This window comes from Sedimentitalea sp., assembly GCF_039973035.1.
In the GTDB taxonomy this organism is placed as follows: Bacteria; Pseudomonadota; Alphaproteobacteria; order Rhodobacterales; family Rhodobacteraceae; genus Sedimentitalea.
Window position 1 is genome coordinate 136,944 of record NZ_JBDWLR010000106.1, and the last position, 24,722, is coordinate 161,665.

General features: G+C 61.2%; 20 protein-coding genes. 2 read left to right on the plus strand and 18 right to left on the minus strand.

The annotated features are described in order from the left end of the window. Positions 1 to 344: 344 nt before the first annotated feature. From ABJO75_RS28765 to ABJO75_RS28850, 18 genes are all read right to left on the minus strand, one after another. Positions 345 to 1,274, minus strand: a complete 930-nt coding sequence (locus ABJO75_RS28765; RefSeq protein WP_348195949.1) for a zincin-like metallopeptidase domain-containing protein — start codon at positions 1,272 to 1,274, stop codon at positions 345 to 347. A gap of 276 nt (positions 1,275 to 1,550) precedes the next feature. Then, positions 1,551 to 1,736 (minus strand): hypothetical protein, encoded by a 186-nt coding sequence (locus ABJO75_RS28770; protein WP_114391424.1) that lies wholly within the window; start codon positions 1,734 to 1,736, stop codon positions 1,551 to 1,553. A gap of 333 nt (positions 1,737 to 2,069) precedes the next feature. Continuing rightward, positions 2,070 to 2,465, minus strand: coding sequence for a hypothetical protein (locus ABJO75_RS28775; RefSeq protein ID WP_348195950.1), 396 nt, complete (start codon positions 2,463 to 2,465; stop codon positions 2,070 to 2,072). Beyond that, positions 2,458 to 2,712 carry a type II toxin-antitoxin system prevent-host-death family antitoxin gene (locus ABJO75_RS28780; RefSeq protein ID WP_348195951.1) on the minus strand — a complete coding sequence of 85 codons (255 nt, stop codon included), beginning with the start codon at positions 2,710 to 2,712 and terminating at the stop codon, positions 2,458 to 2,460. Before ABJO75_RS28780 ends, ABJO75_RS28775 begins: the two co-directional genes overlap by 8 nt. A 108-nt stretch (positions 2,713 to 2,820) precedes the next feature. Beyond that, the gene (locus ABJO75_RS28785) at positions 2,821 to 3,408 is read right to left on the minus strand and encodes a hypothetical protein (RefSeq protein ID WP_348195953.1); all 588 of its coding nucleotides are present in this window, start codon (positions 3,406 to 3,408) and stop codon (positions 2,821 to 2,823) included. 357 nt (positions 3,409 to 3,765) lie between these two features. Next, positions 3,766 to 4,002, minus strand: coding sequence for a hypothetical protein (locus ABJO75_RS28790; RefSeq protein ID WP_348195954.1), 237 nt, complete (start codon positions 4,000 to 4,002; stop codon positions 3,766 to 3,768). A 107-nt stretch (positions 4,003 to 4,109) separates the two neighbouring features. Continuing rightward, on the minus strand, positions 4,110 to 4,571 hold the full coding sequence (locus ABJO75_RS28795) for a hypothetical protein (RefSeq protein ID WP_348195955.1): 462 nt from the start codon (positions 4,569 to 4,571) through the stop codon (positions 4,110 to 4,112). 86 nt (positions 4,572 to 4,657) lie between these two features. Further along, positions 4,658 to 6,322: a ParB/RepB/Spo0J family partition protein gene (locus ABJO75_RS28800; RefSeq protein ID WP_348195956.1), complete on the minus strand. Its 1,665-nt coding sequence runs from the start codon at positions 6,320 to 6,322 to the stop codon at positions 4,658 to 4,660. 255 nt (positions 6,323 to 6,577) lie between these two features. Further along, positions 6,578 to 11,686, minus strand: coding sequence for a lactate dehydrogenase (locus ABJO75_RS28805; RefSeq protein ID WP_348195957.1), 5,109 nt, complete (start codon positions 11,684 to 11,686; stop codon positions 6,578 to 6,580). Between the two features lie 86 nt (positions 11,687 to 11,772). Further along, positions 11,773 to 12,171: a DUF3085 domain-containing protein gene (locus tag ABJO75_RS28810; RefSeq protein WP_348195958.1), complete on the minus strand. Its 399-nt coding sequence runs from the start codon at positions 12,169 to 12,171 to the stop codon at positions 11,773 to 11,775. An 8-nt stretch (positions 12,172 to 12,179) separates the two neighbouring features. Beyond that, entirely contained in the window at positions 12,180 to 12,776 is a 597-nt protein-coding gene (locus tag ABJO75_RS28815) for a DUF1419 domain-containing protein (RefSeq protein WP_348195960.1), read from the minus strand. A 127-nt stretch (positions 12,777 to 12,903) separates the two neighbouring features. After that, complete coding sequence (locus tag ABJO75_RS28820; RefSeq protein WP_348195961.1) at positions 12,904 to 13,878, minus strand: DUF3991 and toprim domain-containing protein; 975 nt, start codon at positions 13,876 to 13,878, stop codon at positions 12,904 to 12,906. A 390-nt stretch (positions 13,879 to 14,268) separates the two neighbouring features. Continuing rightward, positions 14,269 to 15,111, minus strand: coding sequence for a hypothetical protein (locus ABJO75_RS28825; protein WP_348195963.1), 843 nt, complete (start codon positions 15,109 to 15,111; stop codon positions 14,269 to 14,271). 10 nt (positions 15,112 to 15,121) lie between these two features. Then, a complete protein-coding gene (locus ABJO75_RS28830; protein WP_348195964.1) occupies positions 15,122 to 15,631 on the minus strand; it encodes a hypothetical protein in 510 nt (169 codons plus the stop codon). Positions 15,632 to 15,716: 85 nt separating this feature from the next. Beyond that, positions 15,717 to 17,102 carry an endonuclease/exonuclease/phosphatase family protein gene (locus ABJO75_RS28835; RefSeq protein ID WP_348195966.1) on the minus strand — a complete coding sequence of 462 codons (1,386 nt, stop codon included), beginning with the start codon at positions 17,100 to 17,102 and terminating at the stop codon, positions 15,717 to 15,719. Positions 17,103 to 17,443: 341 nt separating this feature from the next. Next, on the minus strand, positions 17,444 to 17,884 hold the full coding sequence (locus ABJO75_RS28840) for a hypothetical protein (RefSeq protein WP_025030042.1): 441 nt from the start codon (positions 17,882 to 17,884) through the stop codon (positions 17,444 to 17,446). 166 nt (positions 17,885 to 18,050) lie between these two features. Continuing rightward, a complete protein-coding gene (locus ABJO75_RS28845) occupies positions 18,051 to 19,097 on the minus strand; it encodes a nucleotidyl transferase AbiEii/AbiGii toxin family protein (protein WP_348195967.1) in 1,047 nt (348 codons plus the stop codon). After that, positions 19,094 to 19,762, minus strand: a complete 669-nt coding sequence (locus ABJO75_RS28850) for a DUF6088 family protein (RefSeq protein ID WP_348195968.1) — start codon at positions 19,760 to 19,762, stop codon at positions 19,094 to 19,096. Before ABJO75_RS28850 ends, ABJO75_RS28845 begins: the two co-directional genes overlap by 4 nt. A gap of 153 nt (positions 19,763 to 19,915) precedes the next feature. Between ABJO75_RS28850 and ABJO75_RS28855 the strand changes: the two genes are divergently transcribed. Both ABJO75_RS28855 and ABJO75_RS28860 read left to right on the plus strand, forming a co-directional pair. Then, entirely contained in the window at positions 19,916 to 21,187 is a 1,272-nt protein-coding gene (locus ABJO75_RS28855; RefSeq protein ID WP_348195970.1) for a DNA repair exonuclease, read from the plus strand. Next, positions 21,187 to 24,669, plus strand: a complete 3,483-nt coding sequence (locus ABJO75_RS28860; RefSeq protein WP_348195971.1) for an AAA family ATPase — start codon at positions 21,187 to 21,189, stop codon at positions 24,667 to 24,669. The genes ABJO75_RS28855 and ABJO75_RS28860 overlap by 1 nt, the downstream gene beginning before the upstream one ends. Positions 24,670 to 24,722: the final 53 nt, after the last annotated feature.

A 24,722-nucleotide genomic window follows, 5' to 3' on the forward strand; every position in this document is an offset into this window, starting at 1 on the left:
CGCACAATCGACAGATCGATCTCCGCACGGTTCAAGGCAGACTGATTACCGGATCGCGAACCCAGGCACTATTGGCCAGTCGTCTGCCTATCTCCGGGGTCCAATCGCGCGACCGGAAAAAGTGAGAGCAGGCATCGGTCCGAATGTGATGTTCCGCTGTCAGCAGCACGGCTAATACCGGGGGCCTGCTCTGACCCCTCGTGTTGAAAATAGGCAGGCACCGCAGATACTCTGTCGTTCCGGGCCATCGTCTTGATTGATGATGACGGAAACTCGCCGCCGAAGTGGCCTAACATCAAGCGCCGCACATCGCCCTTCCGCAGTCGTATTCGGGAGGCCGAGCATCAGGCCGCCTCCCTCCCTTCAAGCACCTCGGCAGGCTGAAGACCGTAGAGATAAGTCACCGCGCGCTGCGCATGCGCCGCTGCCTGAAAAATTGCCCGCTTGTCGTCTTTGAGCACACGCAACCACGAGTGCAGGTAGCTGGCGTGATCCGGCCGGGGTTCGAGTTCCGGCACGATGCCGAGATCGGCGCACAGGAAGCAGCTGCCAAGCTCGGCAATGAGTTCTTCGCGGGCCCGTTCGGAGCGATCCTTGTGATAGCGGGAGAGATCGCGTCCGACGCGGTGTGCTGGCGTCGTCCAGTGGGTGGCCTCATGGCTGAGAACGGCGACGTAGGATTCCGCATCCCGGAAGCTCTCGAATGGCGGCATCTGGATGTGGTCGCTGGCGGAGGCGAAGTAGGCCTTCGACCCGCCATGGCGGATCACCGCACCGGTGTTTTCGAAGAAGCGGTCGGCATGCTCGATCCGCGACACCGGATCGATGATCCTGTCCGGCTGGTGGTAATAGTGATCCGGCAGCCCATCGATCTGATCGCAATTAAAGACCGTGTAGGTCTTGAGAAACGGGATATCCCGCTCGACTTCGTCACCGCGAGAGTCGATTTCGGTCTTGGTGAAGCGGCTGGCATAGACGACGGTCGCCCCGGTTTCGCCCTTGCGCACTTGGGCTCCAATCTGACCGGCCTGTCGGTAGGTCATCCAGAGCGGCGCTTCGAAGCCTCGGGCGATACTCTCCGACCAAAGGAGCAGCACGTTAATGCCGGTATAAGGCTCGCCCGTGTGCCGGAGGGGCCGCGTGATCCGGCCCTCCAGCCCGCCCGCGCTCCAGGGTTTCATCCAGGGGCGGACGCCATTTTCCAGATCGGCGACGATCGTCTCGGTGATCCGCGTATAAATATCGATACGCGGGCTTTTCTCTTTCCTTTTCATTTTCAGACCTCCTGATTTTCAGGGCCGCGCCGATCGCGGTCCGTCACGAGGTCCGCCAATGGCGGGGCTGCAGGCAGGAGCGGCACCCGAGCCGGGCCCCCGGTGCGCGCAGCGCGGCGGGGTGGCGAGGGCCGGAACGAAGAGGAGGACGGCGAAGCCGTTGCCGCTGCTGCCGGCTCCGCCCGGACCTATCCCGGGACGGACCTCGGTCGGTGCCTCCGCGCAGCGGAAAAGGCGGCGTTAAACGCCGCCGCCAAGGATGAGAGGATTGATCGGTTAGTGGACCGAGTGACCGCCGGTGTAGGGGTCGTATTCGAAGAGGATGACGATCTCGGCGTCCTCGACTTCGTCGGCGGGGAGGACGCCGTACTCGTCGTCGGACTTGAAGAGGACGATTGGGGTCATGAGGGTGCGGGCGAGGTTCCAGGCGTGTTTCTGGGCGAGGGAAAGATCGTGCTGCATCTGAGGGCTCCATCGTTGGAGCGGGCCAATCCCGCTCTTGATGGCTCCGTCAGTGTGCGGATTAGCGGACGCGATCACCGCGCAGGCCAAAGCCAAGCGGCCGCCGCTTGCGAGCGGACCCTTCATGGGTTGATCGTGGAAGTCCGCGCCGCACCAGGAATGCCATCTCTCAAAGAGCGGGTTTGGGTTGCGTCCGAGATAGAGTCCCGGCCATGTGCGGTCTGATTGCCAGGTCGAGGCTGAATAACCGGGTCGGCGCTCCGGGCATATGCTCACAGGCAGACGACGGCGCGGGAGACTAGGATAGCTGTCGGGAAGCGTCCGGAGCGGACGTCAGCTCCGTTTCACGGCCTTGATTGCTGACGCGCGAGCCGTTTGCTTGATCGTTGCGGCTATCTTGCTGAGGAACGCCGCGCTGACCGAACCGATTGGCTCGGTGGACACGAAATCGTAGTCCTTATCCATCTCCACGCGATTGAACTCGTCGAGAATAATCCAGCACGGTGCGGCAAGGCCGATGCGCCGGCACTCGATTTCCGGGACGCTTAGCGCGAGTTGATCGGCGAGAGGTTGCTTGGAGGTGAAGGGAAAGAGAAACACGACATCGGGATTGCCGGGCGTCTTGATGACGATGCAGACAGGGCGGGGTTTCCGGCCGGATTCCTCACCCTTTTCCGCTTCGCGATGCCAGAGATAGTGGAACTCGGCGACGTCGCCTTGCTCAAGCATCTTCTTTGGCAGGTTCGAGAATGGCGTCGATGCCGGACATCAACTCCGCATGGACATCGTCCGGGGCATCATGCAGAGAATAGGACTTGGTCGGGCTCGGGTCGCCGCGCATGCGGTGATAATCGCGGGCGGACAGAACAAAAAGCTTCTCCTTACCGTGCTTGGTGAGGACGACCGGTTCGATCATTGCCGCCTCGAGGATTTCGCCCGAGGAGCGGTTCATGTCAGAAAAAGTGTACTGTTTCATCGCAAGGCTCCATCATTTTACGTAAAGTAGTTGTTTTACGTTGAATTGTCAATTCTGACCTCCGGAGCGCCCTAGAAAAAGGCGGAGCCGAAGCTCCGCCCGAGCGGTTCAGCCAAGTGCCGCCATCTGGATTTCGGCCGCCTTGCGGTCTACGGTCTGGCCGGGATTTTCGACTTGGCGTTGGAAGGGCTTCCACGCTTCGCCGACGACTTCATCGTAGGCGGTCACAACGCCCTCGGCTGCGCAGCGAAGCGCATGGGCCTGAATGCCCATATCGGCCGCGAACTCGCGCTTGCGTTGGGCATTGCTGTCGAATCCGACAGGACCGTCGAGGTCCTCGTCGCGTGTATCGCTGGCCGACTTCGCGGTCGCGTCTCGGGCTTCGGAGACCGCCCGGGAATAGAACTGACCGGCGCCATGGGCGGAGCCGACATAGGATCCGACGATGCGCTGCAGGTGGATCTGCATGGCTCGTTCGCCAAGGCCTTCGTTCAGGGATTCGGCCGTGTCGACGATGATCTTGTGGTGGAGATCGCGGATGCCATCACTGTCGATGACAGGAAGGCCGAAACTTTCGGAAATGAGCGAGGCCTGGGCGCTGTCAGGGCAGGCGAGCCGGACCATTTCGAGGGAAGCGCCCTTGCGGAGCTGGACGATCTTGCCGGATTGACGGGAGGGACGAGCGTTGCTGGTCATGGGAATTCCTTTCCTTCACGATTTGACCGAAGGCTCCAGCCGGCCCCTGCCGGCCCTCCCTTCGGGCGCGGGCAAAAGAAACCGGCGGAATGACGGGGGCTTCAGGGTCCGCACGGACCGGGTCGAGCGAACCTGTCCTGCGGGCCAGCAGGGCTTATCAAGCCCTTGCGCAGTTCCGCGGGGCCGGTTTGGCGAGGATGGTGCGTGCGGCCGCACCGCGGCGCGTCAGCGGCCTTGAAGGCTCCGGCCGCCGGTTTACGACCGCGACCAGAACCGAAGGGAGGCCGGAAGGGGTGGCATTCCACCGGCGCCCAACGTGAAGGAAATGACCGTGGCCCGCCGCACACGCTCCTGGCGTCACAATACGGCTTGCGCATCCGGTTTGGCGGCCGGCCCGTTGCTGATGGTCTTTGCCCTGACGAAGGCGATCGCATGCTCCTGCCGGATAAGCTTACGACTGAGGGCTTCGACTTCTCCGCGTCTCTCGAAGCTAATCTGGTCGACGCAGGCCCTGAACATGGCTTCATCGGTCCGTGCCCAGCCCGATCCCCCGCGGGGATGTCTTCGGGCTTTCGCCTTGGCCGTCGTCGTCATGCGTTCCGCCCTCGCCGAGATCTGGCGTTCAATCCGTTCGAGATGCGCCCTCGTCTGCCGATGCGCTGCTTCCATCCGAGAGAGCACGATTGTTCCGCCAGGGACATTCACGCCGCCCTCCCGGTATCCGGCGCCGGCGCCGTGGCCTCCTGCAGCTCGGCTTCGGGATAGCCGTGCCGGTTGAGCCAGTCTTCCGCGGCGCCGCGGTTTGCGGCGAGATGAACCAGCTCCCCGAGGTCGCCCGGCCGGCTCATGACAAGGACCGAGCCGGGTTCAGGCAACTCGCGCACCGTGAAGCCTCGTGGTGAGTTTACGTCGAAGGTCTTGTGGACCCGCATGACGACCGTGCCATTGGACCCGTAATCGCGCTCATGCAGAGTGAAAGATGCGGGGATCGTATGGGTGCCGCGCTCGACGGCGGCACGCTTGCAAATCAGCCGGCCGGCCCCGTTGCGGTTCTTCCAGTCGGCGAGCTTTCTACGGTGACGCTCCGGCGGCCGCGGCGTGCCGTCCGAATAGGCGATGATCGCGCCAATCGGCGCATGGTCGAAGATGAGCTTGGCAGACATTGTGTCTTCCTTGTTTGATAAGTGGAAACGGAAACGCCGCCGGACGATGCCGGCGGCGTGATGGGCATTCGGAAGGAAGAAGAGCGCTATTCGGCGGCTTCGCGGAAACCTTCGGAGACGGCATCCGGGTCGATGTCGCCCTCACCCGCCTCGTCGGCGGAGCCATCGATGTCGGTGGCGTCTTCGTCCTCGACGATCTCGTTGTGGGCCTTCCAGTCGGCGAGTTCGTTCGCCTCAGGCGCGAACAGCGCCGACCCGTGCACGAAGCGTTCCTCCTGGAAATGCTCGACGAGCGCGGCGCGGGTGTCGCGGACCTTGTTGCGCGGCAGCACCGAGGTCTCCGCGCATGCCGCCTCGAGCGCCTGCCGGGACAGGCACAGGAGGAAGTCCTCCGTCCCCATATTGGGCAGAAAGCTATCGGCCCCGACGACGGCGCCGGCGATCCGCGAGACGATGCCGCTGTTCGACATGTTGCGGCGGCACGACAGCACCTCGATCAGCACCGAGCGGACCGCGATGCGCAGCATGTCCTTGTCGAAGGCAAGATTACCGGTCTCATCGACCAGGTTGGCGGCATGGGGCGCGATCTGGCTCCGGAACGACCCCGCATTGCCTGAGCCGGAATCGACGCGAACGTTCTGACCGGCAAAGGCGATGACGAGCAGCGCCATCAGCGTGTCGTCCTCGATCGGTGCGCGTTGAAGCGCCTCGTGCAGCGCGTCGGTCCGGAAATCGCCGATCATGTCCTGGCCCTTCTGGGTGACATCGGGGCGCTGCGCCGGCGCGACGGCGCCGCCATCCCCACCCTTGCCTTTCGCCGCCTTCGGCTCGGGCATCCGGTAGACGACGGACTGCACCTTGCCGTCGCGGTCGAGATACATCGCCGTATGGTCGGACTTCTTCGGCTTGCCGTAGACGCGCTCGGCCTTCTTCGGCAGTTCCGGACCGTTCCAGCCATTGAGCTCGGTGATCATGCCGTTCTTGGGCAGATTGTTGGTCATCCATTCCTGTTGGGCGCCGAGGAATGCCTCGACGTCGGTCGTGTAGCGGCTGTCCTCGTCGGCCGGCGCGAAGAGGTCCTCGACCCAGGCGATCCCGTAGGCCTGTGCCAGATCGTCGTCGAAGCTGGCGTCGCGGGCATACATGCGGGTCTTCGAGAGACCATTGGCGACCGACCACCACGAAGTGGTCTCGTTCTTCTTCGGCTTGTGGGCCTTCCAGACCTCCTTCTGCTCGGCAATCGAGGCAGCGGCGATCGTCCTGAGCTGCCGCTCGTCCGGCATGTCGCCCTTCGCCATCTGGTCGAGCATGGCGGGAAGCACATTGGCAAGAAGCCGGAGCTTCTTGATTTGGCGAACCGAAAGCGACAGCGCCGCGGCGATGCCTTCCTCGGTCCAGCCGAGCGCGACCAGCCGCTCGATGGCGCGCCACTGATCGACCGGATTGAGCGGTTCGCGGGCGATGTTCTCGACCATGGAGCGCATGGCGCCGCCGTCATCGGCCGGATCGGTCACGATGACCTCGATCTCCTCGAGCTCGGCCGCGATTGCGCCCCTGGTGCGGCGATGGCCGGCCTGGATGATGAAGCCGTTGCCGCCATCGGCTTCGGGGGAGACGACGGGCGGCTGGATGATGCCGACGGCCTTGATGGTCGCGGCGAGCAGAGCATCGCCCTGCGGCGTGGATTTGGACTTGCGGGCGTCGTCGGGATTGTCCTTCAGCGCGCGCGGGTCGATCTTGATGATATGCATGGGAAGCTCCTTGTTGGGTTTGAGAACCCGGCATGCCGCCGGTTCCCTTTCTCGTCTTCTTCTCGAAGATATCCCCGGGACCGCGGAGCGGGCGGACCGGTGCAACTGCGGCCGAGCGTCCCTGCCCGGTCGGACAAGCGGGGCTCACAAGCCCTGCGAAGGACGACGGGCCGGGATGGCGCAGGCGGCGGTTGAGCGGAAGCGTCACCGGACCCGACCGATCTGCGACCGGTCTCCCTCCCGCCCTTTTCTTCCTCAGGCCGCCTCCATGGCCTTCTTTCCCTCCGTCAGGACCTCGTCTGCCAGATCGGCCTCGATGACATCGAGCTGCCGGCGTTTGTCGGCAAGCTCCTCCGCGAAGCCGAATTCCCCGCCCTGGCGGGACTGGTAGGAGGCAAGCCGGCGCTTGGCGTCGTCGAGCCGGAACCGGTATTGCGACCGCTCGTCCTCGAAACCGCCGAGGACATGCTCGATGCGCGAGACGGCGCCGAGCGGCGTGACGGTCAGGGCGAGATCGATGTCGGTCTCCGCGCCCGTCCGTGCGAGCGCGACGTCATATTGGAATTCATTGTTGGCAAAGCGCTGGCCGGAGAAGACCAGATCGAAGCCGCCGATTCTGGCGATGGTCGTTTCATCTTCCTCCCGCAAATGGACCAGCGTCATGATTTCCTTCATCAGGGCGCGGCCGGCAGGCTTGCGGTCGGAAAACGATTGTCCGGCAATTGTCATGGCGAAGGCCTCGCCAGTGGTCGGAATTCTGCGCTCGATGTCCTTGCCGATCTCGGCGATGCGCCGCGTGTCATGTTCAATATCGCGTTCCGCATTACGGATTTGCCGGCGGACGGCGAAGAGGTCGTCGCGATGCGCGGCCCACAAGCGTTCAAGCCGGGCAATGTCGGCTTCGAGGCCAGCCTTCTGCATCAGGCGCTGATCGCCGGACGCAATCGCCTTGGCCATGGCGAACTGGTTGGCCTGGCCCTCGCCGAGGTCTTCGAGCCGGCGCACGGACGTGTCGCCGGAGAGCGCTGCGGCGATGAACCGGGCCTTGCGCTCGTTGTTCTGCCACATCTGCGCGTCCATCGAGCCTTCGGTGGCATAGGCGAAGATGTCGATCTCGTCGTGCTGATTGCCCTGCCGCTCGATGCGGCCCTCGCGCTGTTCGATCTGCGAGGGGAGCCAGGGCACGTCCAGATGATGCAGCGCCTTGAGGCGAAGCTGCGCATTGACGCCGGTGCCCATGGTTTCCGACGACCCGATCAGGAAGCGGACCTTGCCGGCATTGACGTCGGCGAAGAGCCGGTGCTTCGCCTCTGTCTTCTTGTAATCCTGCATGAAGGCGATTTCCGAGGCCGGAACGCCGAGGCGGACGAGCTCATCGCGGATCCAGCGATAGGCGGAAAAGCCTCTGCTTTTCTCGACGCTGATCGTGCCGAGATCGGAGAAGATCATCTGCGCCGCACCGGGCAGATCGAAGGGCTTGCCTTCGCGGGTGAGATATTCGTTTTCGCCGGTCTCCCGCCAGATGCGGAAGCTGTTCTCGACCAGCTTGTTGAGCTTGTTGTCCGGCTCGTTGTCATTGTCGGGATCGACCAGCCGGAGATCGATCGCAGCGTGCCGGCCATCGGTGATGACGGAAAGCAGGATATCATCGCCCGGCTGGGCCGGCCCCTCGCGTTTTTCGATCGCCTTGATGCGCGCCTCGAGGACCTGCTGATAGAGCTTGAAGTCGTCGGTCGGTTTGGCGGTGACGATCTGCCGTTTGCCGGTCGAGACGGCCGGGATCTTCACATATTGCTTCAGGTCCTCCGGCAGTACGACATCCGCGAAGGAGCGGAACATGGCGATCAGTTCCGGCACATTGACGAAGGTGGCAAAGCGCGAGACGGGCTTGTATTTGCCCGAGGGCTGCAGTTCGAGCTCGGTCGCCACATCGCCGAAGGTCGAGGCCCAGGCGTCGAATTCGTGCAGACCGCGCTCTTTCAGGGCATCGAACCCGAGGAAGCGCTGCACCGAAAACATTTCGCCGAGCGTATTGGTGATCGGCGTCCCCGACGCCAGCACCAGGGCGCGGCTCGGATTTTTCGTCTCGATGAACCTCGATTTGACGTAGAGATCCCAGGCGCGCTGCGAGCCGTTCGGATCGACGCCCTTCAGCATCGACATGTTGGTCGCAAAGGAGAGCTTGCGGAACTCCTGCGCTTCGTCGACGATGATCTGGTCGACGCCGATCTCGGAAATCGTCAAGAGGTCGTCCTTGACCGAGCCGAGCGCCTCGAGCCGGTCCCGCAATCCCTCCTTCAGCCGCTCCAGCCGCTTGCGGGAAACGCGATCGTCGCCTTCGACCCGGGTGAGGAGCACTTCGTAGAGCGCGAGTTCATCTTCGATCATCTGCTTTTCGAAGACGGCGGGGACGGCGATGAACTTGAAGGCCGAATGGGTGATGATGATCGCATCCCAGTTGGCCGTGGCGGCGCGCGACAGGAAACGGTGACGTTTGTCTTTGGTGAAGTTGGTCTCATCAGCCACGAGAATGCGCGCTGTCGGATAAAGCGCCAGGAACTCGCGGGCGGCCTGCGCTAGGCAATGGCCGGGCACGACCAGCATGGCTTTCGAGATCAGGCCGAGCCGGCGTTGTTCAATGACGGCGGCGGCCATCGTCATGGTCTTGCCGGCGCCGACGGCGTGGGCGAGATAAGTGGCACCGGATGAGATGATCCGCCAGATACCGCGTTTCTGGTGTCCATGAAGAACAAAGGCGCCAGAGGCGCCCGGAAGTTGCAGATGGTCCCCGTTGAAGGATCGGGGCGCGATGTTGTTGAAGGTATCGTTATAGACCCGCGCCAGCCGGTCGGTGCGATCCGGATCGGACCAGATCCATGTCTGGAAAGCGGTCTTGATCTTGGTCAGCTTCTCCTTGGCCGCCTCGGTATCGACGACATTGAGGACACGCCTCTCGCTGTCGCCATCCTTTATCGTGTCAAAGATCTGCGGGATGCGGCTGTTGAGGGCATCGGCGAGTAGTTCGCCGGCATGCCGGCGCTTGGTGCCCCATTCCGAGGTTCCCTCGGCGCGGTAGGCGAGCATGCGGGCATTGATTGTCCAGGAGGCGAGCTCCGGCATGTGCCGGATCGTGATGTCCGTTCCCATCGTCTCCTTGACGAAGTCGACGACGTCGGAGGCCGGAATCCATGGCGCGCCCAGCCGTGCAGTGATCTCGGACGGACTGAGATCGGCCGGCTGGACGGCCTCCAGAGCCTCGACATTGCGGCTGTAAGCCGGATCGAGTTCCGCGGCCGCCTCGGCGATCGCCAGCTTGTCGCGGACGGGGCCGGAGAGATAGGCGTCGGAGGTCTGCCACGACCCATCCGCAGGATCGCGATAGATCGCGCTGCCGAGTTCCTCGATGACCGTCTCGCGGTCTTCATGCAATAGCTCGGCGATATGGTCGGGATCGACATGACCGCGTTCGTTGAGGACGACGGCAAGCCCATCGGCGGCACTGGTGATCACCGGTGGCGATGGCGGGGCGATGACCCGCTCGGAAAAGATCGGGCCGGGCTTGGCGGTATTCGTATCGAGATCGTAATTCTCGATGGAGGCGACCAGCCAGCAATCCGGATCGTCGAGGAAGGGCTGCAGGTTCGGGCGGCGATGCGTCTCGCGGGTCTCCCCCGTCGCATCGTTCTCCGTGATCGACACCCTGGTGTGATTGATCGGCCCGAAGTCGCGGACGAAGCTCGACCAGGCGATGCGGAGCTTCACCTGCAGGTCGCGCCATGGCTGATCGGTCTCCTGGGCCTTGAGGACCGCGCGCACGGCGTCCCGCACCGGGATCAGCTTCCTGACGATGGCGATCTGCTTTTCGGAGAAGCCTTCGCCGGACCGACCCTTGCGGACGGGAACCGGAGCGAGCTTACCGTCCAGCACCTGCATCAGGCCCCTCGACGCGTCGAAGACAAAGCTGCCTTCGCGGACATGGGCATCTTCGGGTCTAGCGATATCAGCGCCGACCGGGACAAGCTCAAGATCGACGTCGATCACGTCGGGCTCACCGTAATAGATGGCCTCCGGAAGACAGCAGATAGCCGCGTCCAACTTGGCTGCGAGATCGCCCTCATCGGACAGGCAGGTATAGGTGTCGCCGAACGGTCCCGATGTGGTCGCATGACGGCCGAGCACATGGTCCGGATGGTCGGCAAACCAGCGGTTGACCCGGACGGCCTCGCTGTCCTGGTTGGCGGCAACGACCTCGACGAGGTCCAGCCAGTTCGCCTCGCCCTGCGGCTCGCCGGGCTTGCGCTTGCGGAAGAAGAGGAAATCGACAACGACATCGGTGCCGGCCTCCTGCCGGAAGCTGCCTTCGGGCAGGCGGATTGCGGCGATCAGATCGGCGGATTTGGCGATGTGCTCGCGGGCCGTGGCATCCGTCTTGTCCATCGTGCCCGACGATGTGACGAAGGCGGCCAGCGCGCCGGGTTTCAGGAGATCGATGGAGCGGGCAATGAAATAGTCGTGCAGACGCAGACCCATCGACCGGTAGGCGCGATCGGAGCGCACAGTGCGGTCGGAAAAGGGCGGGTTGCCTATGGCGAGATCGAAATGCGCCGGCAGATCGGTGCGCGCGAAATCGCCCTCGATGATGCGCGAGACCGGCTGCAGGAGCCGGGCGATGCGTGCGGTAACCGGATCGAGTTCGACGCCGGTGATAAAGGACGCATCCCGTCGTGCCACCGGCATCAGGGCCGGAAACAGCCCCGTGCCAATGCCCGGTTCGAGAACGCGGCCGCCGCGCCAGCCAAGCCGTTCGAGCCCCTTCCAGATCGCCCGGATGATGAACTCCGGCGTGAAATGGGCATATTGCGTGCAGCGGGCAAGCGAGGCGTAGTCCGCCTCGCTTACAGACGCCTGCAGCTCTTCGCCAAGATCTTCCCACCCCTCGCGGAACTTGTGCTCACCCGGCCGGGCGAACACCGCGTTGGCAAGATCGGAGGCGCCAAAGCCGGTGAACCGGATCAGACGCGCCTGCTCCTCGGGCGTTGCGGGCCGCTCCTCGGCCGCGATCGCCGAGGCAAGTGCGATGGCATCGAGATTGTCCCGTGCCCGGGCCTTCCAGCCCTTGGCCAGCGAACGGCTTCCGGAAAGATGGAAGTTGCTGCCGCGGTCGGCTGCTTCGCCGACATGCTCGTCAGCGGACTTCTCGCGCGCTTGCGAACTGGATGAATTCGCCACCGACGCAGGTTCGGTATCGCCTGGTTCAGCTTTCCGGCTCTCGGAAAAGGCGGTCACGCCGAGGTTCAGCCCGGACGATAAAGCGTTCTGCGAACTTCCGAACATGTCGAGGGTGAAGGGATCGTGGTCTGCCATGGTAATGTCTCCTGTGATACGGGCGCACGCAGCCGCTCCGCCGGGAGAGCCGGCAGCGTTTGCGACGTGCGGAATTGAGAAAGGGGCTAGCGGGTGATTAGCGAGAACGAGATGTCGTGCTCGGTGAGCTGGATCCCGAGATAGGACGCGCGGAAATTCCGGTTGAAGCTCGGAACGACGAGGTCGGCATCGATGAACTCGATCCCGTCATCGCCGCCAAAATGCCGGCGCTTGTAGTCCCACCAGTCGTCACTGCCCTTCGGATGGCATTCGGTCGAATAGACGACGAGCGGTTTCTGGCCCTCGGCGAGCTTGCCGTTGGAGATGATGTAGACGCCCTCGTCGCCAACGAGCCAGAAGCCGGGCTTCTCGCCCTCTCCCGGGCGGGTGCCGTAGTATGGATTGCGGAAGCCGTTATTGGCGGCGGCATCCTCTTCGCCGCGCGCGATGACCTTGCGCACGGCAAGAATCGGAAATGTGAACATGGCCCACCTCACGCGGCTTCGGGCAGCGGCAGGTGGCGCAGATGCACCGGCAGTTTTTCGGAGATCTGTGCGTCGGTCAGGCTCTCGAGCAGTTCGAACCGCGTGCCGGGCTTGCCGTAGACGATGACGGTGCGCTTGCCGCGATGTTCGGGCCTGAAATCCGCGCCGGCGTAGCCGCGATACTTGTCGTGCGTAGCGCTCCAGATGTGCTCGATGCGTTCGGCGCGGGTCATTGCCTTGACCGGCCGGCGCTCGCGTTCGACGATCGCGTCCCGCATCTCATACACAGAACGCGGATCGGATAGGTCGCAGTAGGCATGAAAGAACCGGGTCACCCCGTTGATGCTCAGCGTATAGAAGACGCTGGTGATGCTGCCGGTCAGGAATTCGCGCATGGCGAACATTTCGCCGCGCATCCAGAGCGGCGGCAGGATTTCCAGCATATAGTGGTGCTGGGCTTGCGCGATTTCAAACCATTCGCCGGCGTACAGCGCGCTGTCATCGGTTTGCCAGCGGTCGGGTCGCTGCGCATGGCGGTCGAACAATCTGAACATCTGATGGCGGTCGGCGATACCGAAATGGATCTTTCGGATGAGAGAGGTCATGGCGGGCTCCTTCGGGGCCTGTCCCGGGCTGGAGCGCGGCGCACCCTGTCGGCATCGCCATCTTCTTCAACCCTTCCGGACCCCTTCCCGCGGCCGCCTCTCCGTCCGGCCGGGTCAAGGGCCGGCGTCAGCCGGGCGGAGCTTCACCCTTGAGGCGGACGGCGGGCATGCGGCAGCCGTCCCTCTCTCCCTCACATCCATCCTTCATTTTTCTTTTTGCCTTCAGATCCTCGTTCCAGTCCTCCAGCTCGGGCCGCAGCCGCACGAACCCGCAACCAGCCTCGGAAGCGAGCGCCTTGAGCCGCGCGGCAAAGGTCTCGCCTTGCGCATTGTTGTCGGTGGCCGCGACCAGGAGGGCGTCTGCCCGAACGGCAAGATCGAGCAAGGCTTCGGAGCTCGCCGGCGACCAACCGCCGCCGGTGCTCAAATAGCGCGTGTCCGGACGCTGGTCCTCGAGCGCGGCAAGGCTCATGGCGTCGATCGCGGCTTCGGTGACGCAAAGCCGCGGACCATCGGCGGACCCGAACCGGAAAAGGACCTTCGCGCCACTGGTCGCGAAACCACGCCAATCCGGCCCGCGTTCTTCCCATCCCGTCACTTTTCCTGAGGGGTCCCGGTGGGCAGCCCACATGCTCCCCCGGGGGCCTTCGCGCAGGATATCCTGGGTGATGGCCGATCTGAGAATAGCTTCGGGAATGTCACGCTCGTCGCGCAGATAGCGCCATGTGGCTGATCCGCGCCAAGGCTTGCGCCGCGCGTTCCAGCGTTCGAGGATGCTAAGGTCGGGCGCGCGCTCGCGCGATTGCCTCTCCCAAGCGGGGGCCGACGGCACGAACCCCACCAGATCGGCAACGACATAAAGCGCGGCCGCGAAGGGAAGGCCATCAAGATGCTCGACAAGACGAAAGACGTCGCCCTTGGCGTCGGACAGGGGATCGAACCAACCCTGGCCGTCATGGATGACGATGATGATGTCGTCGCCGCGGCGGTACTTGACCGCCCGGCGCGTGCTTTCCTTGGGGTCAATGGCAAAACCGGCCGTTTCCAGCACTGCGCCGCAGGCGACCTTTCCCCTCAGCTCTTCCAGGTCTGCTTTTTCCATTCTCTATTCCGCGTCCGACGCGTCCTCTGTTCGGTTTCCACTCCCTATTCCTTAGGGGCGGCAACCCGGAGGCCGCGAAGAGCAAGGCAGGACAAGGGCGCTTCTGACAAGCCGGCATTTGTGCCGGGTCGCAGTTTTGCCGGCCAGTAGCGGCGAAGCCTCCCTTGCCTGCCGCCGCGCGCAAGCGGCACCAAGGGTGTTTTTGGCAGTTCTCCAATCCTCCCGGCCGCCCCGCGTCAGGGATGGCCGCCCGTATGGGGGAAGACCGCTGGCGGGCTTCAGCTTTGCCAACAGCCCGGCCCGAAGGGCGACGCCAGACATCCGCCCAAAAAAAGGGGCGCTCAGCTTAACTGGCGAACCCCGCCGCCTCGGGCGTCCTCCCGATCGCCCTCAATCGTCCTCTCCAGTAAGTTCCTTCCATCTGCCGATATCGACATTGATGAAGCCCTGCGGATAGGACTTACCGATTTCTGCAAAAGCAGCTTCGCCTTCCGTGTGGACCGTAAGCACAGTGCTTGGGTTGAGTGGCGCGTTTGCGTAGAGATCAAAATCCGATTTCTCGGGAATTGCCCCGATGCGCCGTCCAAACGTGGCAACAGCCGCCGTCGCGGCCGAGTGCGAGTGGCGGGTCTTTGCAAGGGGCGCTGCGATCTCGATCACGCGGGCTGTGCCAATCTCCGCCAATGAAGAGGACAGTTGCGGATCACGAAGCCAAAATGACGCGACTTCGCCGCCCCACCGTTCCATCAGCGGCACAACACCACTGTCGTCCACGGAAACGGGATGCGAGGTCATCCAGAATTTGCCGGCTCTGCCTTGGCGCTGCTCGCTGTGAAACGGGCTCTTTGTGTAAAGAACCTCTGCGTCGGCGGGCAGCAATTGGCCCGAAGCAACAAGGGCATCGAGCCGATGCTGCAAGCTCTCTGGCGTGGAAAGATGAATACCCGACAAGCGCAGGTCGTCGACTTCCTGATCTGTGAGGCGGGTGTAGTGATACGCGCGTATCGTGCGCACCAGCATCAGCTGATTCAGTTCATCAAGCAGGTTATAATAGGCACCGGCATGGCGGTTGTCCGGCCGGATGGGTGACCGGGCAGGACCGCGACCGAGATCGTGGGATAAGAAGATGGCATGGTCGGTCTCGAAGTAATCCCGGATCAACTGGCCATTTGGCTCGAGGAATCGGCACAGCTCATCATCGAAGGAACCATAATTCCAGAGATCGATGGGCACCGAAGGAGCGCTAACCGTCCTCAAGTGCGCCATGTCGATCGAGGACCTTCATCAAGGCAGAGTTTGCGTTCGTGAAATTTTCAAGCTGCCCGGCCAGCTTGTATTGCCACTTCACGCCGTGAAACAGATTGTTGCGATACCGAAAGATGATGATCAGGACGGCTGCGACCCGATCCCGGTCGTCATTGTTGCTGCCATCGATCACCGCAAGGACCATGTCGCCAAGGGCGTTGGCCGGAAGGTGCAGATGCTCAAAATGATGGGTGACCGCCCCGCCTTCAAAATATCGCGCGCGGAAATAGGCGAGTTCTGGCTCCAGCATTTGCGCATCGAGCGTGCCCTCGTCCCGCCAACGGTCGACGGCGTCGCAGATTGCGCGGGCACTGCCCTCGACGTTCAGGATCCTGGACTCAAACAGGCTCCACAGGAGCGAGAAGTCAGAGATCGAGTCGAGCTCGGCGCTTGTTAGGTTATCGAACCCGTGTGCCTTTGCTTTGAGCCAAACGATCGTTTCAGTCATGGCACCTCAGGGGTCTCGGACCATTGGTCGGTGATGATCGATTTGATCTCACGCCAGTAGGCCTGGTTGTCGAAGCCTCAATACCTCATTCATCGGCATCCGGTGTTTCACAGTCCTCGAGATAGTCATCGGAAAAGTCGCTCTTGATCTCGACCCACATGGGAAGGTGATCGCTCATCTGGTAGGTCCGCCAGTCCGCGAAGTCGTCCTCTTTCACGTGATCAGCATATTCGGCGTGCTGATTGGACTGGTAGACATATTTGTAGAAATCGAAGACATCCGCACCACGCACTTCGAGGGCTACATATCCGCGATCGTGGTCCGGCTTCCAGAACGCGATCTGGTCGTATGCCTTGTCCTTCTTGACGTTAGAGCCGGGAATTCTGCGGATATCGTCGGGCACCTTGAAGCCATTGGCTTCCAGGGCCTGCATCGTTTCATGCTCCTTGCTCAGGATATTGAAGTCCCCAAGAAGCGCGGTCAGGACCTTGTTCGCGGGATTGGCGTCGAGCTCCTCGGCGGCACGTTCCCCGAGCGCTTCCGTGAGCTTCACGATTTCCTGTCGGCGCTGTTCAAGCAGTTTCTCGTCGGACGCATCGCCATAGTAGATGTGGACTGTCGCAAGATCGATTTTCAGCCAGTTCGCCTGAAAGCTGACCAGGAACGGCGTGCGGGCAAACTGCTTGAAACTTTCATCAAGCGTGTCGCCAGGAAACCGGAGCCTATAATGCCTGCCTGCCACCTTGTCGGCCGGTATCTCGACATTGACTTTGCCGCGCGTGTTCGCCGGACGGGTGACCTTCGTTCCTTTCGTGAGGGCCAGCGCGCAGCCCTCCGGAAGAGACAGCCATGACCCCTTTGGAAGCGCAATTTCGAGATCCTGATCCAATTGAATGGTGCCATTCTTCTTCGTCTCGGATCTGGCCTTGTAGACGCCAGAAAGGTCGGTCCCTTCCGGGAGTTCCAAGGTTAGACCGTTTTCGAGTTTGACACGTTCTCCGAAGCTTGCGAGCACCTTCTTGCCGTCCGGTAATGTGAGCTCGCCGGCAATGTGGCGGAAACGGACGCGATCGCGATTGAACAGGAACACCATGCGTTCGCCGTTGCCGGCGCCGCCATCGGTTACATCGGTCGCGATGTAATCCCAATCCGGACCGAGAATGCGCTTCAGTTCGAGGAACTCGTCAAGGTCGCCCCGAACCTCCTGCAGCGCTGCGATGTCGAAATTCGAGATGATCTCGGCCATGTAGTAGAGCGGCTCGTATGACTTGCGGCCGCCATATTTGTTGCCGCCGAATTCCCGGATGTTCCAGGTGCCAATCCGAACGGTCGTCATGCGATCGACGTTCTTGGGAAAGTGCGCGGCAAGGGCCTTGCGAAGGGCCTGCAGGCCCTTGATCGTGCGGAGACGCAGCTTTTCCCGGTCTTCACCAAGCCGTGCGTTCTTTCGCAGTTTACTGTAAAATGGCATGGCCCCCTCCCGAGTATTCTGCCTTCAGCAATAATCATGCGACGAAAACGAGCCTACAACCAATCCGTGCTTTGTCAAAACGTCCGATAATCTTCGGCCGAACATGTCGCGGGGCATTCCGCAACAGCGGATGGATTCAGTTTCGCTTTCTGCATAACCCGGTAGCTTCACCGAATCGCAATGCTCACCGCACTTGAGCGGTGCGGTTACGATAACTGAGAATTATCAGGGCCTCAAAAGCGCGTAGCAATCGCCAGCGCTCTGTCGGGTCAGACCTGTTAATAGCCCGTGTGTTCTGGCTACTGACCAAAGATTGTATTTAATCTTTGGTCAGTAGCTGCCTATCGTGCCGTCAACAAACGGCAGGCCAGTTCCCGGTCGCCCCAACGTGTCGAAAAGGTATCGGAGACTTCGAACCAGCTTCCGTCGTTGCCGGCACCGTGGTTAGCGCCCATGCATGAACATTGGCACTCATGACCGAGCGCTTCCTGGCATGCTCTCGCGCAGATCTCCTGCTCGCGGTAGGGTTGAATGATGTAGATCTTGCCATATCTGACCAGCGCTCGATCGACGAGGTCATTGAACCAGGATTTCGGCAACTCCCAGTAAGCTTCTGTGCCGCCGATCCATTCGGGAGCAGTTCGCCGCCCGTTCTGAAGCCAGTGCCGATTGTCGTCGGCGAATGGTAGTCGCACGCGAATGCGCTCGCCTCGCCCCGTACGGCGCAGCACAACAGGTATTTGCTTCTGCTTCCAGACGTAGGAGAGGGTGAGCTGATCCATCATCTGCCTCAGCTTGTCTCAGAACGCAGGACACGGGACTAATTCTAGTGCTCCGGATTGCCAACGCCCGATGGTTCCGTCTGTCCTGCTCCCAATGGACGTATCACCAGAACATCAACGCAGCTCTCACCTTTGTATTCTGGCGCTTTACGTCCTTGTTCTCGCATCAGGTTGCGACCTTGTTCAATTGATGTTCGATCGCTGCTACGGATGCAAGCACGTCCTCAAATTCAGGCGCCGTTCCGAAGATCATTGCGGTCGTGTTGGCGTAGTCTTCCTTGAGCGCCGCCACCATGCCGTCGACAGGCTCAATGGCGAATGTACCCGGCATGGCCGAGGCGAGGTCCATGTCAGGTCGGTTGAAGAACATCTGCGCATGTCGGACGCAATCTGCACCGAGATCAAAATCTCCGAGGGCAGCCAGGCCCACGTCTGAGTTTAGGAGGCAATGAAGATCGTAATAGTGCCGCGACACGCGTTGACCTTCTTGGCGAAGGACGCCACGCCGCTCATACCAGCGGCGCAAGCCATGTGCGATGACAACCTTGTCCCAGAAGGTCCGTGTTGCCTCGACAGTGGTTACGTCAGCTACTGCCAAATCCAATGATGACGCCTCGTCGGCGATGTAGGGGCGGATCGTGACCGGCCGATTAGGATCAAGCGCTGACTTTGCGCCGGATTCGATTCGAACGGCTGGGCGCACATATGCGCCGTCGCGCGGCTCAACCTCTGGATACCAGACGAGAAGTGTCTGTCCGTCGGGATCGGCTTCGTCGATCTCGATCCGCCCTGCACCGCTGGAGATGCCGGCCAGTTGCTCGGCAAGAAGTTCTCGAAGCGGGCCAGTAATGTACGCACGGCACGCGTCCCGAATAGCATCCAGTCTGGCACGGCGTTTCTTGTTCGAAAGGGCTTCGAGTTCTTCGACCGATGCCGGTTCGTGGAGGTCATCGCGGAAGACGGTGATGTCGATGTCTTCGGAAAACCGTTGGATGAGGCCGTAGGCTTTCGACAGGGACGTGCCTCCCTTGAAGAGGAGGCGCGGTGCTCCGGCAGGTCGCTCGTGATAGAGCGCATTCAGGGTCCAGCAGACCCAGAAGTCCTTCTCGATATTACCCACAGGCGCTCCAAGCCGGTTCGCGGTTGCCAGGAATAGATCGAGCCGGTCTCGCGCGGGGGTCTCGACGACCTGCTTATAGGCGGCCGTGCTCATTGTTCGACCTCGTTGGTATCGACGGGAATGATCAGGTCGCGCAGGAATTCCTGCATCCAGATCGGCAGGGCTGAAAGGCCGGCGCGAAGGTCGTCACGGATCGCTTTTCCGTGTTTCGGATCAGCGAACAAACGGCGCAGCACATCCCCTACCCGGTCTCGCTCGTCGTCATGGGACAGCATGTCCTGCATCCAGTACAGGGCCTGGACGACGCGCATGGCCGGTCGGTCGGCCCAGTAGAGCCGGCTCGGGGCGGCGAACTTGAAATGAATTTCCTGCTTGCCAAGTTTGATCGGCTTCAGCCGTGCATCAACCAGCACTTCGATGCGCGCCGGGACGGCCGTGGTAAGACCGAGATCGTTTGCGGCGGTCATGCCGTCGACAACGGCCCGCGCCTGGTCGCGACGGGTGACAGCACGGATCACGGCCCGATAGTCCGGAACGGTTGGCTGTCCCGTCAGGGAGTTTTTGCGCGGACGATCATAGAGACCGCGATCAATACGGCGAAGCTCGCCGGCGGCGGCGAGCCGCTGCAGGGTTTTGTCTATGGCGGCACGCCCGCCGAGATCGGCGAAATCGGCAGGCGTCCAGACCTCATCGGGCTGAGACGCAACCCGAGCAAGCAGTTTGGAACGCAGATCTGTATCTTGATTTGGATCCGTCATGTCCGAAATATGCTACATTTTTCGGACATCAACAAGAGAGTCCGAAGAATGTCACATTTTTCGGACTCGCCTCGACCGCTCAGTACGACCAATTCGCCTTGAATTGCATAATTGCGTTTTACTTTCATCGCTCAGGTAATGGACAATGCACCTATGGCATTCCGATTCATCCATACTGCTGACCTTCATCTCGATTCCCCGCTACGTTCGCTTGCAATGCGCAACAGCGACCTCGCCGAGTTGATCGGCGACGCCACGCGGCAGGCTTTGGTAATGATCGTCGACTTGTGTATCGATGAACAGGTCGATGCGCTGATTGTCGCCGGCGATCTCTATGACGGCGACCAGACATCCATGAAGACTGCCCGGTTTCTGGCCAGCCAGATGCAGCGGCTCAACGAAGCCGGCATCGCGACCTTCATCATCCGAGGAAATCACGACGCCCTTTCGCGCATCACGCAGGAACTGATCCTGCAGCCGTCGGTTACCGTTTTCGGCGGGCGCGCTCATTGCGTCGACATCACCAAGGACGGGCTCGCACTTTCTATTCACGGCCTGAGTTTCGCCAAGCCTCAGGCTCCGGAAAGCCTTCTTGAGAAGTATCACCGCCCTACCCCGGATGCTGTCAATATCGGGATCATGCATACGAGCTTGGCGGGCGCTCCTGGGCACGATCCTTACGCGCCTTGCAAGCTATCCGACCTCCAGGGCTGGGGATTCGATTATTGGGCACTGGGACACGTCCATGTCCGGACTGAATACGCCGGCGATCGCGTAGTGGTCATGCCAGGAATGCCTCAGGGACGGGACATCAATGAAGCCGGGGAAAAGACAGTCAGCCTCGTTACGGTCAATGACGATCACAGCCTCAGGATCGAAGAACGCACGACAAACACCGCCCAGTTCGAACGCGTCCCGGTCGACATGTCCTCGGCAGAGACCTGGCGAGAGGCAGCCGATCTGATTGAGGCAGAGATTTCTGGAGCACGCGAACAAACACGATGTCAGCATCTTGTGGCTCGTCTTCGATTGACAGGTGCGACCCCGTTGTCGTGGCGGCTGCGACGCGATCGCGATTTGCTGCTGGCTGAAACCGAGCAGCGCGCAGAGAGCTTGGGAAACACCTGGATCGAAAAGATCGATTTGGCGACAACGGCGCCGGTCAGCAAACCGGTTGGAAGCGCGACCGCCGATCCAGTCCTTGAACTCGGCGAGTTGATGCGAGACGACATCATTCAACAGCATGGCGTTCGACAAATCGTGCACGACCTCGTCAAGGAACTGCGCGATGACCTGCCGCCGGAAGCGCGCGGGTTCAGCGGCATCAACGAAGACGAGTTCGAGGCGCTGGTCGATCAGTTGCTGTCCGAAGGAAGCGAGGACATGCTGGCTCGGCTCAAAGCCAACGCTCCGGAGGTCGACTGATGCGCCTGCGCCGGCTCGATCTCACCCGCTACGGCAAGTTCACCGATTATTCGATCGACTTCGGGGAACATGAGAGCGACACACCGGATTTGCATATCGTCTACGGCCTGAACGAAGCCGGCAAATCGACGGCTCTTTCCGCCTATCTCGACCTCCTGTTCGGCATTGAGGAACGCACGCGCTACGGTTTTATTCATCAAGGTAAAGCCATGGAGATCGGCGCCTGTCTGGAGTTCGAAGGATCGGCTCACGAGTTCAGGCGCGTCAAGCAGCGCAGCAATTCCCTCCTGGATGAGCACGGGCAGCCGGTCAACGAGGCGATTCTGGGCTTCCCGCTCGCTGGTCTGACACGCGACGCATACCGCATGATGTTTTCACTCGACGACCAGACACTGGAGGACGGTGGCAACGCGATACTGGAGAGCAAGGGCGATCTGGGCGAGTTGCTGTTCTCGGCAAGTGCGGGCCTGGCTGGCGTCAATTCCATTCTCCAAACCGCGGCGGCCGAAGCCGACGGCATTTTTCGGAAGCGCGCGAGTTCGACCGCAATCGCAGGTCTGAAGCGACAGATTGCGGAGCTGAAATCAAAGCGCGACGAAATCGATGTGCAGGCCTCCTCTTACAAGACGCTGACGGCAGCGCTTGAGCAAGCCGAGACTGCTTATGACGCTGCCATGAAGGAGATCGCAGCAGCCAAGGTGCGTCACGAGGTGATAATCCGTACTCTGCGCGCCTACCCTTTGGCGACCGAATACCTTCAGGGGCACGAGAAGCTGTCGGAATACAAGGACATGCCCCACCCTCCGGCGGAATGGGCGACCGCTCTTCCCGAGCTCATCGTCGAGGAGACGCGGCTTCAAACACAGACTATCGGCCTCAAACAGCGTGAGCAGAAGCTTCGTGACGAACTCGCGGGGTTGATCGTCGAGGACCGTCTGCTCGAGATGGCGGAAGATCTCGATCGGCTTGGAGACGCCGCCGCACGCTACACGACGGCTGCAGACGATCTCCCCAAAAGGAACGACGCGCTGGCTGAATGCAACCGCAAGATCGATCTTATTCTCGTGACCTTGGGACAATCCAATGTCGACGACCCCAAGACACTTCTTGTTCCAGCCTCCACGATCGGAGCGCTTCGTGATCTGATCACCCAAAAAACCGGCATCGATGTCGCGCACCAATCAGCCGAAAAGGAAGAAGTGTCCGCCCGGCAGGCTCTGGAAGATGAGCAGCGCGCTCGCCAGGCGCTTGACGGACAAGGCGTCGCGGTCGACGCGGGCAAGATCGCACAGCTTCAATCCGTACTGAAACGCCTGCGCGACGGAAATCTGGTTGCCGAACTTCGCCTTGCGGAGCGAGCCCTTCCCGAGAAGAGACGCGCCTTTGATGATGCTATCCACAACCTCCATCCCTGGGCTGGCGAGGGGACGGAACTACGAAAGATCTCGCCGCCCCAACCCGACCAACTGGCCGCATGGAAACTGATTTTTGACGGGATCGAGAAGAGGCGCGCACAGATCGGCGAGCGGAAACGGGAGCTCTCGACAAAGTGCAATGAGGACACCGCCAGGATCTCTTCCCTGCGCGAAACATCTAGCATTAAGGATGACGAGGAGGCGAAAGCTGCCCTAGTTCAACGTGACGAAGCGTGGGCACACCACTTGTCCAGCTTGGATCGAGAAACGGCCGATCGTTTCGAAAGGGAAATGCGATCGGCCGATGCGATCCTCGATATACGACTAAACGGTCTCAAAGAGCTCGAGGAGTTGCGGTCCCTGTCGGCGGCGTTGTCGGTCGCAAGGGCACACCTCGAGCAGCAAGATCAATTGCTGCAAGAGACCGACAGTGAACTGGAAGCCTTGCGCCGCGAAATCCGGTCCGAGACGCCAACCGAGATCGAACTGGCTGCGGACAAACCCACGCATGCCTGGCTAAAATCAGTCAGCAGCTGGGCTGAGGCCCGCACCTCGGCACTGATTGCACATGATGACCTCCGTCGATCTCTGAGCGATATTGACGAAGCTAAGTCAGCAATAACAACGGAAAAGGATTTTCTCTCTGAATCCTTGATGACCATTGGGATCGATGTCGAGGGACTGGATTTGGCTGCATTGATGCAGGCAGCTGACAACATTCTCACGGAACACGCTACCAGCCGAACCAGACGCGTCGAAGCAGACAAACGCCTCGCGGAGTTTCAAGCCGCAGCGTCTCAGCGAAAAGCGGCATTGGACCAAGCCGTAGCCGCATTCGAAGAGTGGCAGCGTGCTTGGGGGAGAATCCTCTCCAACACCTGGTTTTCCGATCGTCAAGGCAGTGTCGGCGCGATACGAGAACTCCTCGACGCGATGACCGGTCTCCCCGAGGCGTTGCGCGAGCAGGAAGACCTGAGTCATCGCATCGCGTCGATGGAATCCGATCAGGCAGCCTTCGCTGATACAGTCGAGCGGCTGCATATGGCACTCGGAGAAGCGTACGATGGCAACAATCCGCTCGCCGCAGCCAAGGCATTAATCCGACGGCACGAAGAAGCCAGGCAGACAGACGCGAAACGACAGGAACGAATCCAGGCTCTTGCCGATCTCGAACTCGAGCATGAGCATCTGGATGGAGAGATCGCAGTTCATGACTCGCGCAAGGGGGAGATGTGTGAATTCTTCCAGGTCAACGAGCTCGCCGATGTCCGACAGGCGTTGGAGCGCTGCAAGAAAAGGGACGAGTTGATCACGGAACTCGGCAAACTCTCGCGGCAGATTCTCGGGGAGACGCAGAGGCAATTCATCGAGGAGGCGGTAGCCGGCCTCCGCAATATCAACCTCGGCGAACTGAAGGCAGAACAAGCTGAACTCGATGCGCGCCTTGCCGACCTCGACGGACGCGCAAAGGATCTCTTCGCTGACAGGGCTCGCGCGACTGACGCATTGGACGCGATCGGAGGCGATGACACTGTCGCCCGCCTCGAAGCGAACCGCCGCACATTACTTCTGGAAATCGAGGATCTGGCGCTGCGATATCTACGCCTGAAGACCGGAAGCTTGGTCGCTGAACACGGTATCCGCGCATATCGGGAAAAGCACCGTAGTGCGATGATGAACCGGGCATCCGAAGCCTTCCGGTTGATTACGCGTGATGAATACTCCGGACTTGCCACACGGCCGGACAAGGATCGTGAGGCGTTGATCGGACTGTCGCGGCAAGGCGGATCCAAACTCGCGGTCGAAATGTCAAAGGGCACACAGTTTCAGCTATATCTGGCGCTTCGATTGGCCGGATACGAGGAGTTCGCGGCAGCAAGGCCTTCTGTACCGTTTATCGCTGATGATATTATGGAAACGTTCGACGAACCGCGATCGGAGGAAGTCTTTCGGCTGTTCGGGCAGATGGCTCGGGTAGGCCAGGTTATATACCTCACCCATCACCGTCACCTGTGCGAGATTGCCGTGCAAGTCGTGCCGGATGCAAGAGTTCATGAGATCGCATGAAAGCGCGGCCTGTGGATGCGAAGACACCGGCTGCCGTTGATGCGCATTTGGAT

What these genes read in the sequence shown, in the direction of transcription:
- ABJO75_RS28780 (WP_348195951.1), bottom strand. Translation starts at nt 2,712, where the DNA reads ATGAAACAGTACACTTTTTCTGACATGAACCGCTCCTCGGGCGAAATC.
- ABJO75_RS28770 (WP_114391424.1), bottom strand. Translation starts at nt 1,736, where the DNA reads ATGCAGCACGATCTTTCCCTCGCCCAGAAACACGCCTGGAACCTCGCC.
- ABJO75_RS28810 (WP_348195958.1), bottom strand. Translation starts at nt 12,171, where the DNA reads ATGTTCACATTTCCGATTCTTGCCGTGCGCAAGGTCATCGCGCGCGGC.
- ABJO75_RS28860 (WP_348195971.1), top strand. Translation starts at nt 21,187, where the DNA reads ATGCGCCTGCGCCGGCTCGATCTCACCCGCTACGGCAAGTTCACCGAT.
- ABJO75_RS28795 (WP_348195955.1), bottom strand. Translation starts at nt 4,571, where the DNA reads ATGTCTGCCAAGCTCATCTTCGACCATGCGCCGATTGGCGCGATCATC.
- ABJO75_RS28790 (WP_348195954.1), bottom strand. Translation starts at nt 4,002, where the DNA reads ATGACGACGACGGCCAAGGCGAAAGCCCGAAGACATCCCCGCGGGGGA.
- ABJO75_RS28775 (WP_348195950.1), bottom strand. Translation starts at nt 2,465, where the DNA reads ATGCTTGAGCAAGGCGACGTCGCCGAGTTCCACTATCTCTGGCATCGC.
- ABJO75_RS28850 (WP_348195968.1), bottom strand. Translation starts at nt 19,762, where the DNA reads ATGACGGATCCAAATCAAGATACAGATCTGCGTTCCAAACTGCTTGCT.
- ABJO75_RS28855 (WP_348195970.1), top strand. Translation starts at nt 19,916, where the DNA reads ATGGCATTCCGATTCATCCATACTGCTGACCTTCATCTCGATTCCCCG.
- ABJO75_RS28800 (WP_348195956.1), bottom strand. Translation starts at nt 6,322, where the DNA reads ATGCATATCATCAAGATCGACCCGCGCGCGCTGAAGGACAATCCCGAC.
- ABJO75_RS28820 (WP_348195961.1), bottom strand. Translation starts at nt 13,878, where the DNA reads ATGGAAAAAGCAGACCTGGAAGAGCTGAGGGGAAAGGTCGCCTGCGGC.
- ABJO75_RS28835 (WP_348195966.1), bottom strand. Translation starts at nt 17,102, where the DNA reads ATGCCATTTTACAGTAAACTGCGAAAGAACGCACGGCTTGGTGAAGAC.
- ABJO75_RS28845 (WP_348195967.1), bottom strand. Translation starts at nt 19,097, where the DNA reads ATGAGCACGGCCGCCTATAAGCAGGTCGTCGAGACCCCCGCGCGAGAC.
- ABJO75_RS28815 (WP_348195960.1), bottom strand. Translation starts at nt 12,776, where the DNA reads ATGACCTCTCTCATCCGAAAGATCCATTTCGGTATCGCCGACCGCCAT.
- ABJO75_RS28830 (WP_348195964.1), bottom strand. Translation starts at nt 15,631, where the DNA reads ATGACTGAAACGATCGTTTGGCTCAAAGCAAAGGCACACGGGTTCGAT.
- ABJO75_RS28840 (WP_025030042.1), bottom strand. Translation starts at nt 17,884, where the DNA reads ATGGATCAGCTCACCCTCTCCTACGTCTGGAAGCAGAAGCAAATACCT.
- ABJO75_RS28785 (WP_348195953.1), bottom strand. Translation starts at nt 3,408, where the DNA reads ATGACCAGCAACGCTCGTCCCTCCCGTCAATCCGGCAAGATCGTCCAG.
- ABJO75_RS28765 (WP_348195949.1), bottom strand. Translation starts at nt 1,274, where the DNA reads ATGAAAAGGAAAGAGAAAAGCCCGCGTATCGATATTTATACGCGGATC.
- ABJO75_RS28805 (WP_348195957.1), bottom strand. Translation starts at nt 11,686, where the DNA reads ATGGCAGACCACGATCCCTTCACCCTCGACATGTTCGGAAGTTCGCAG.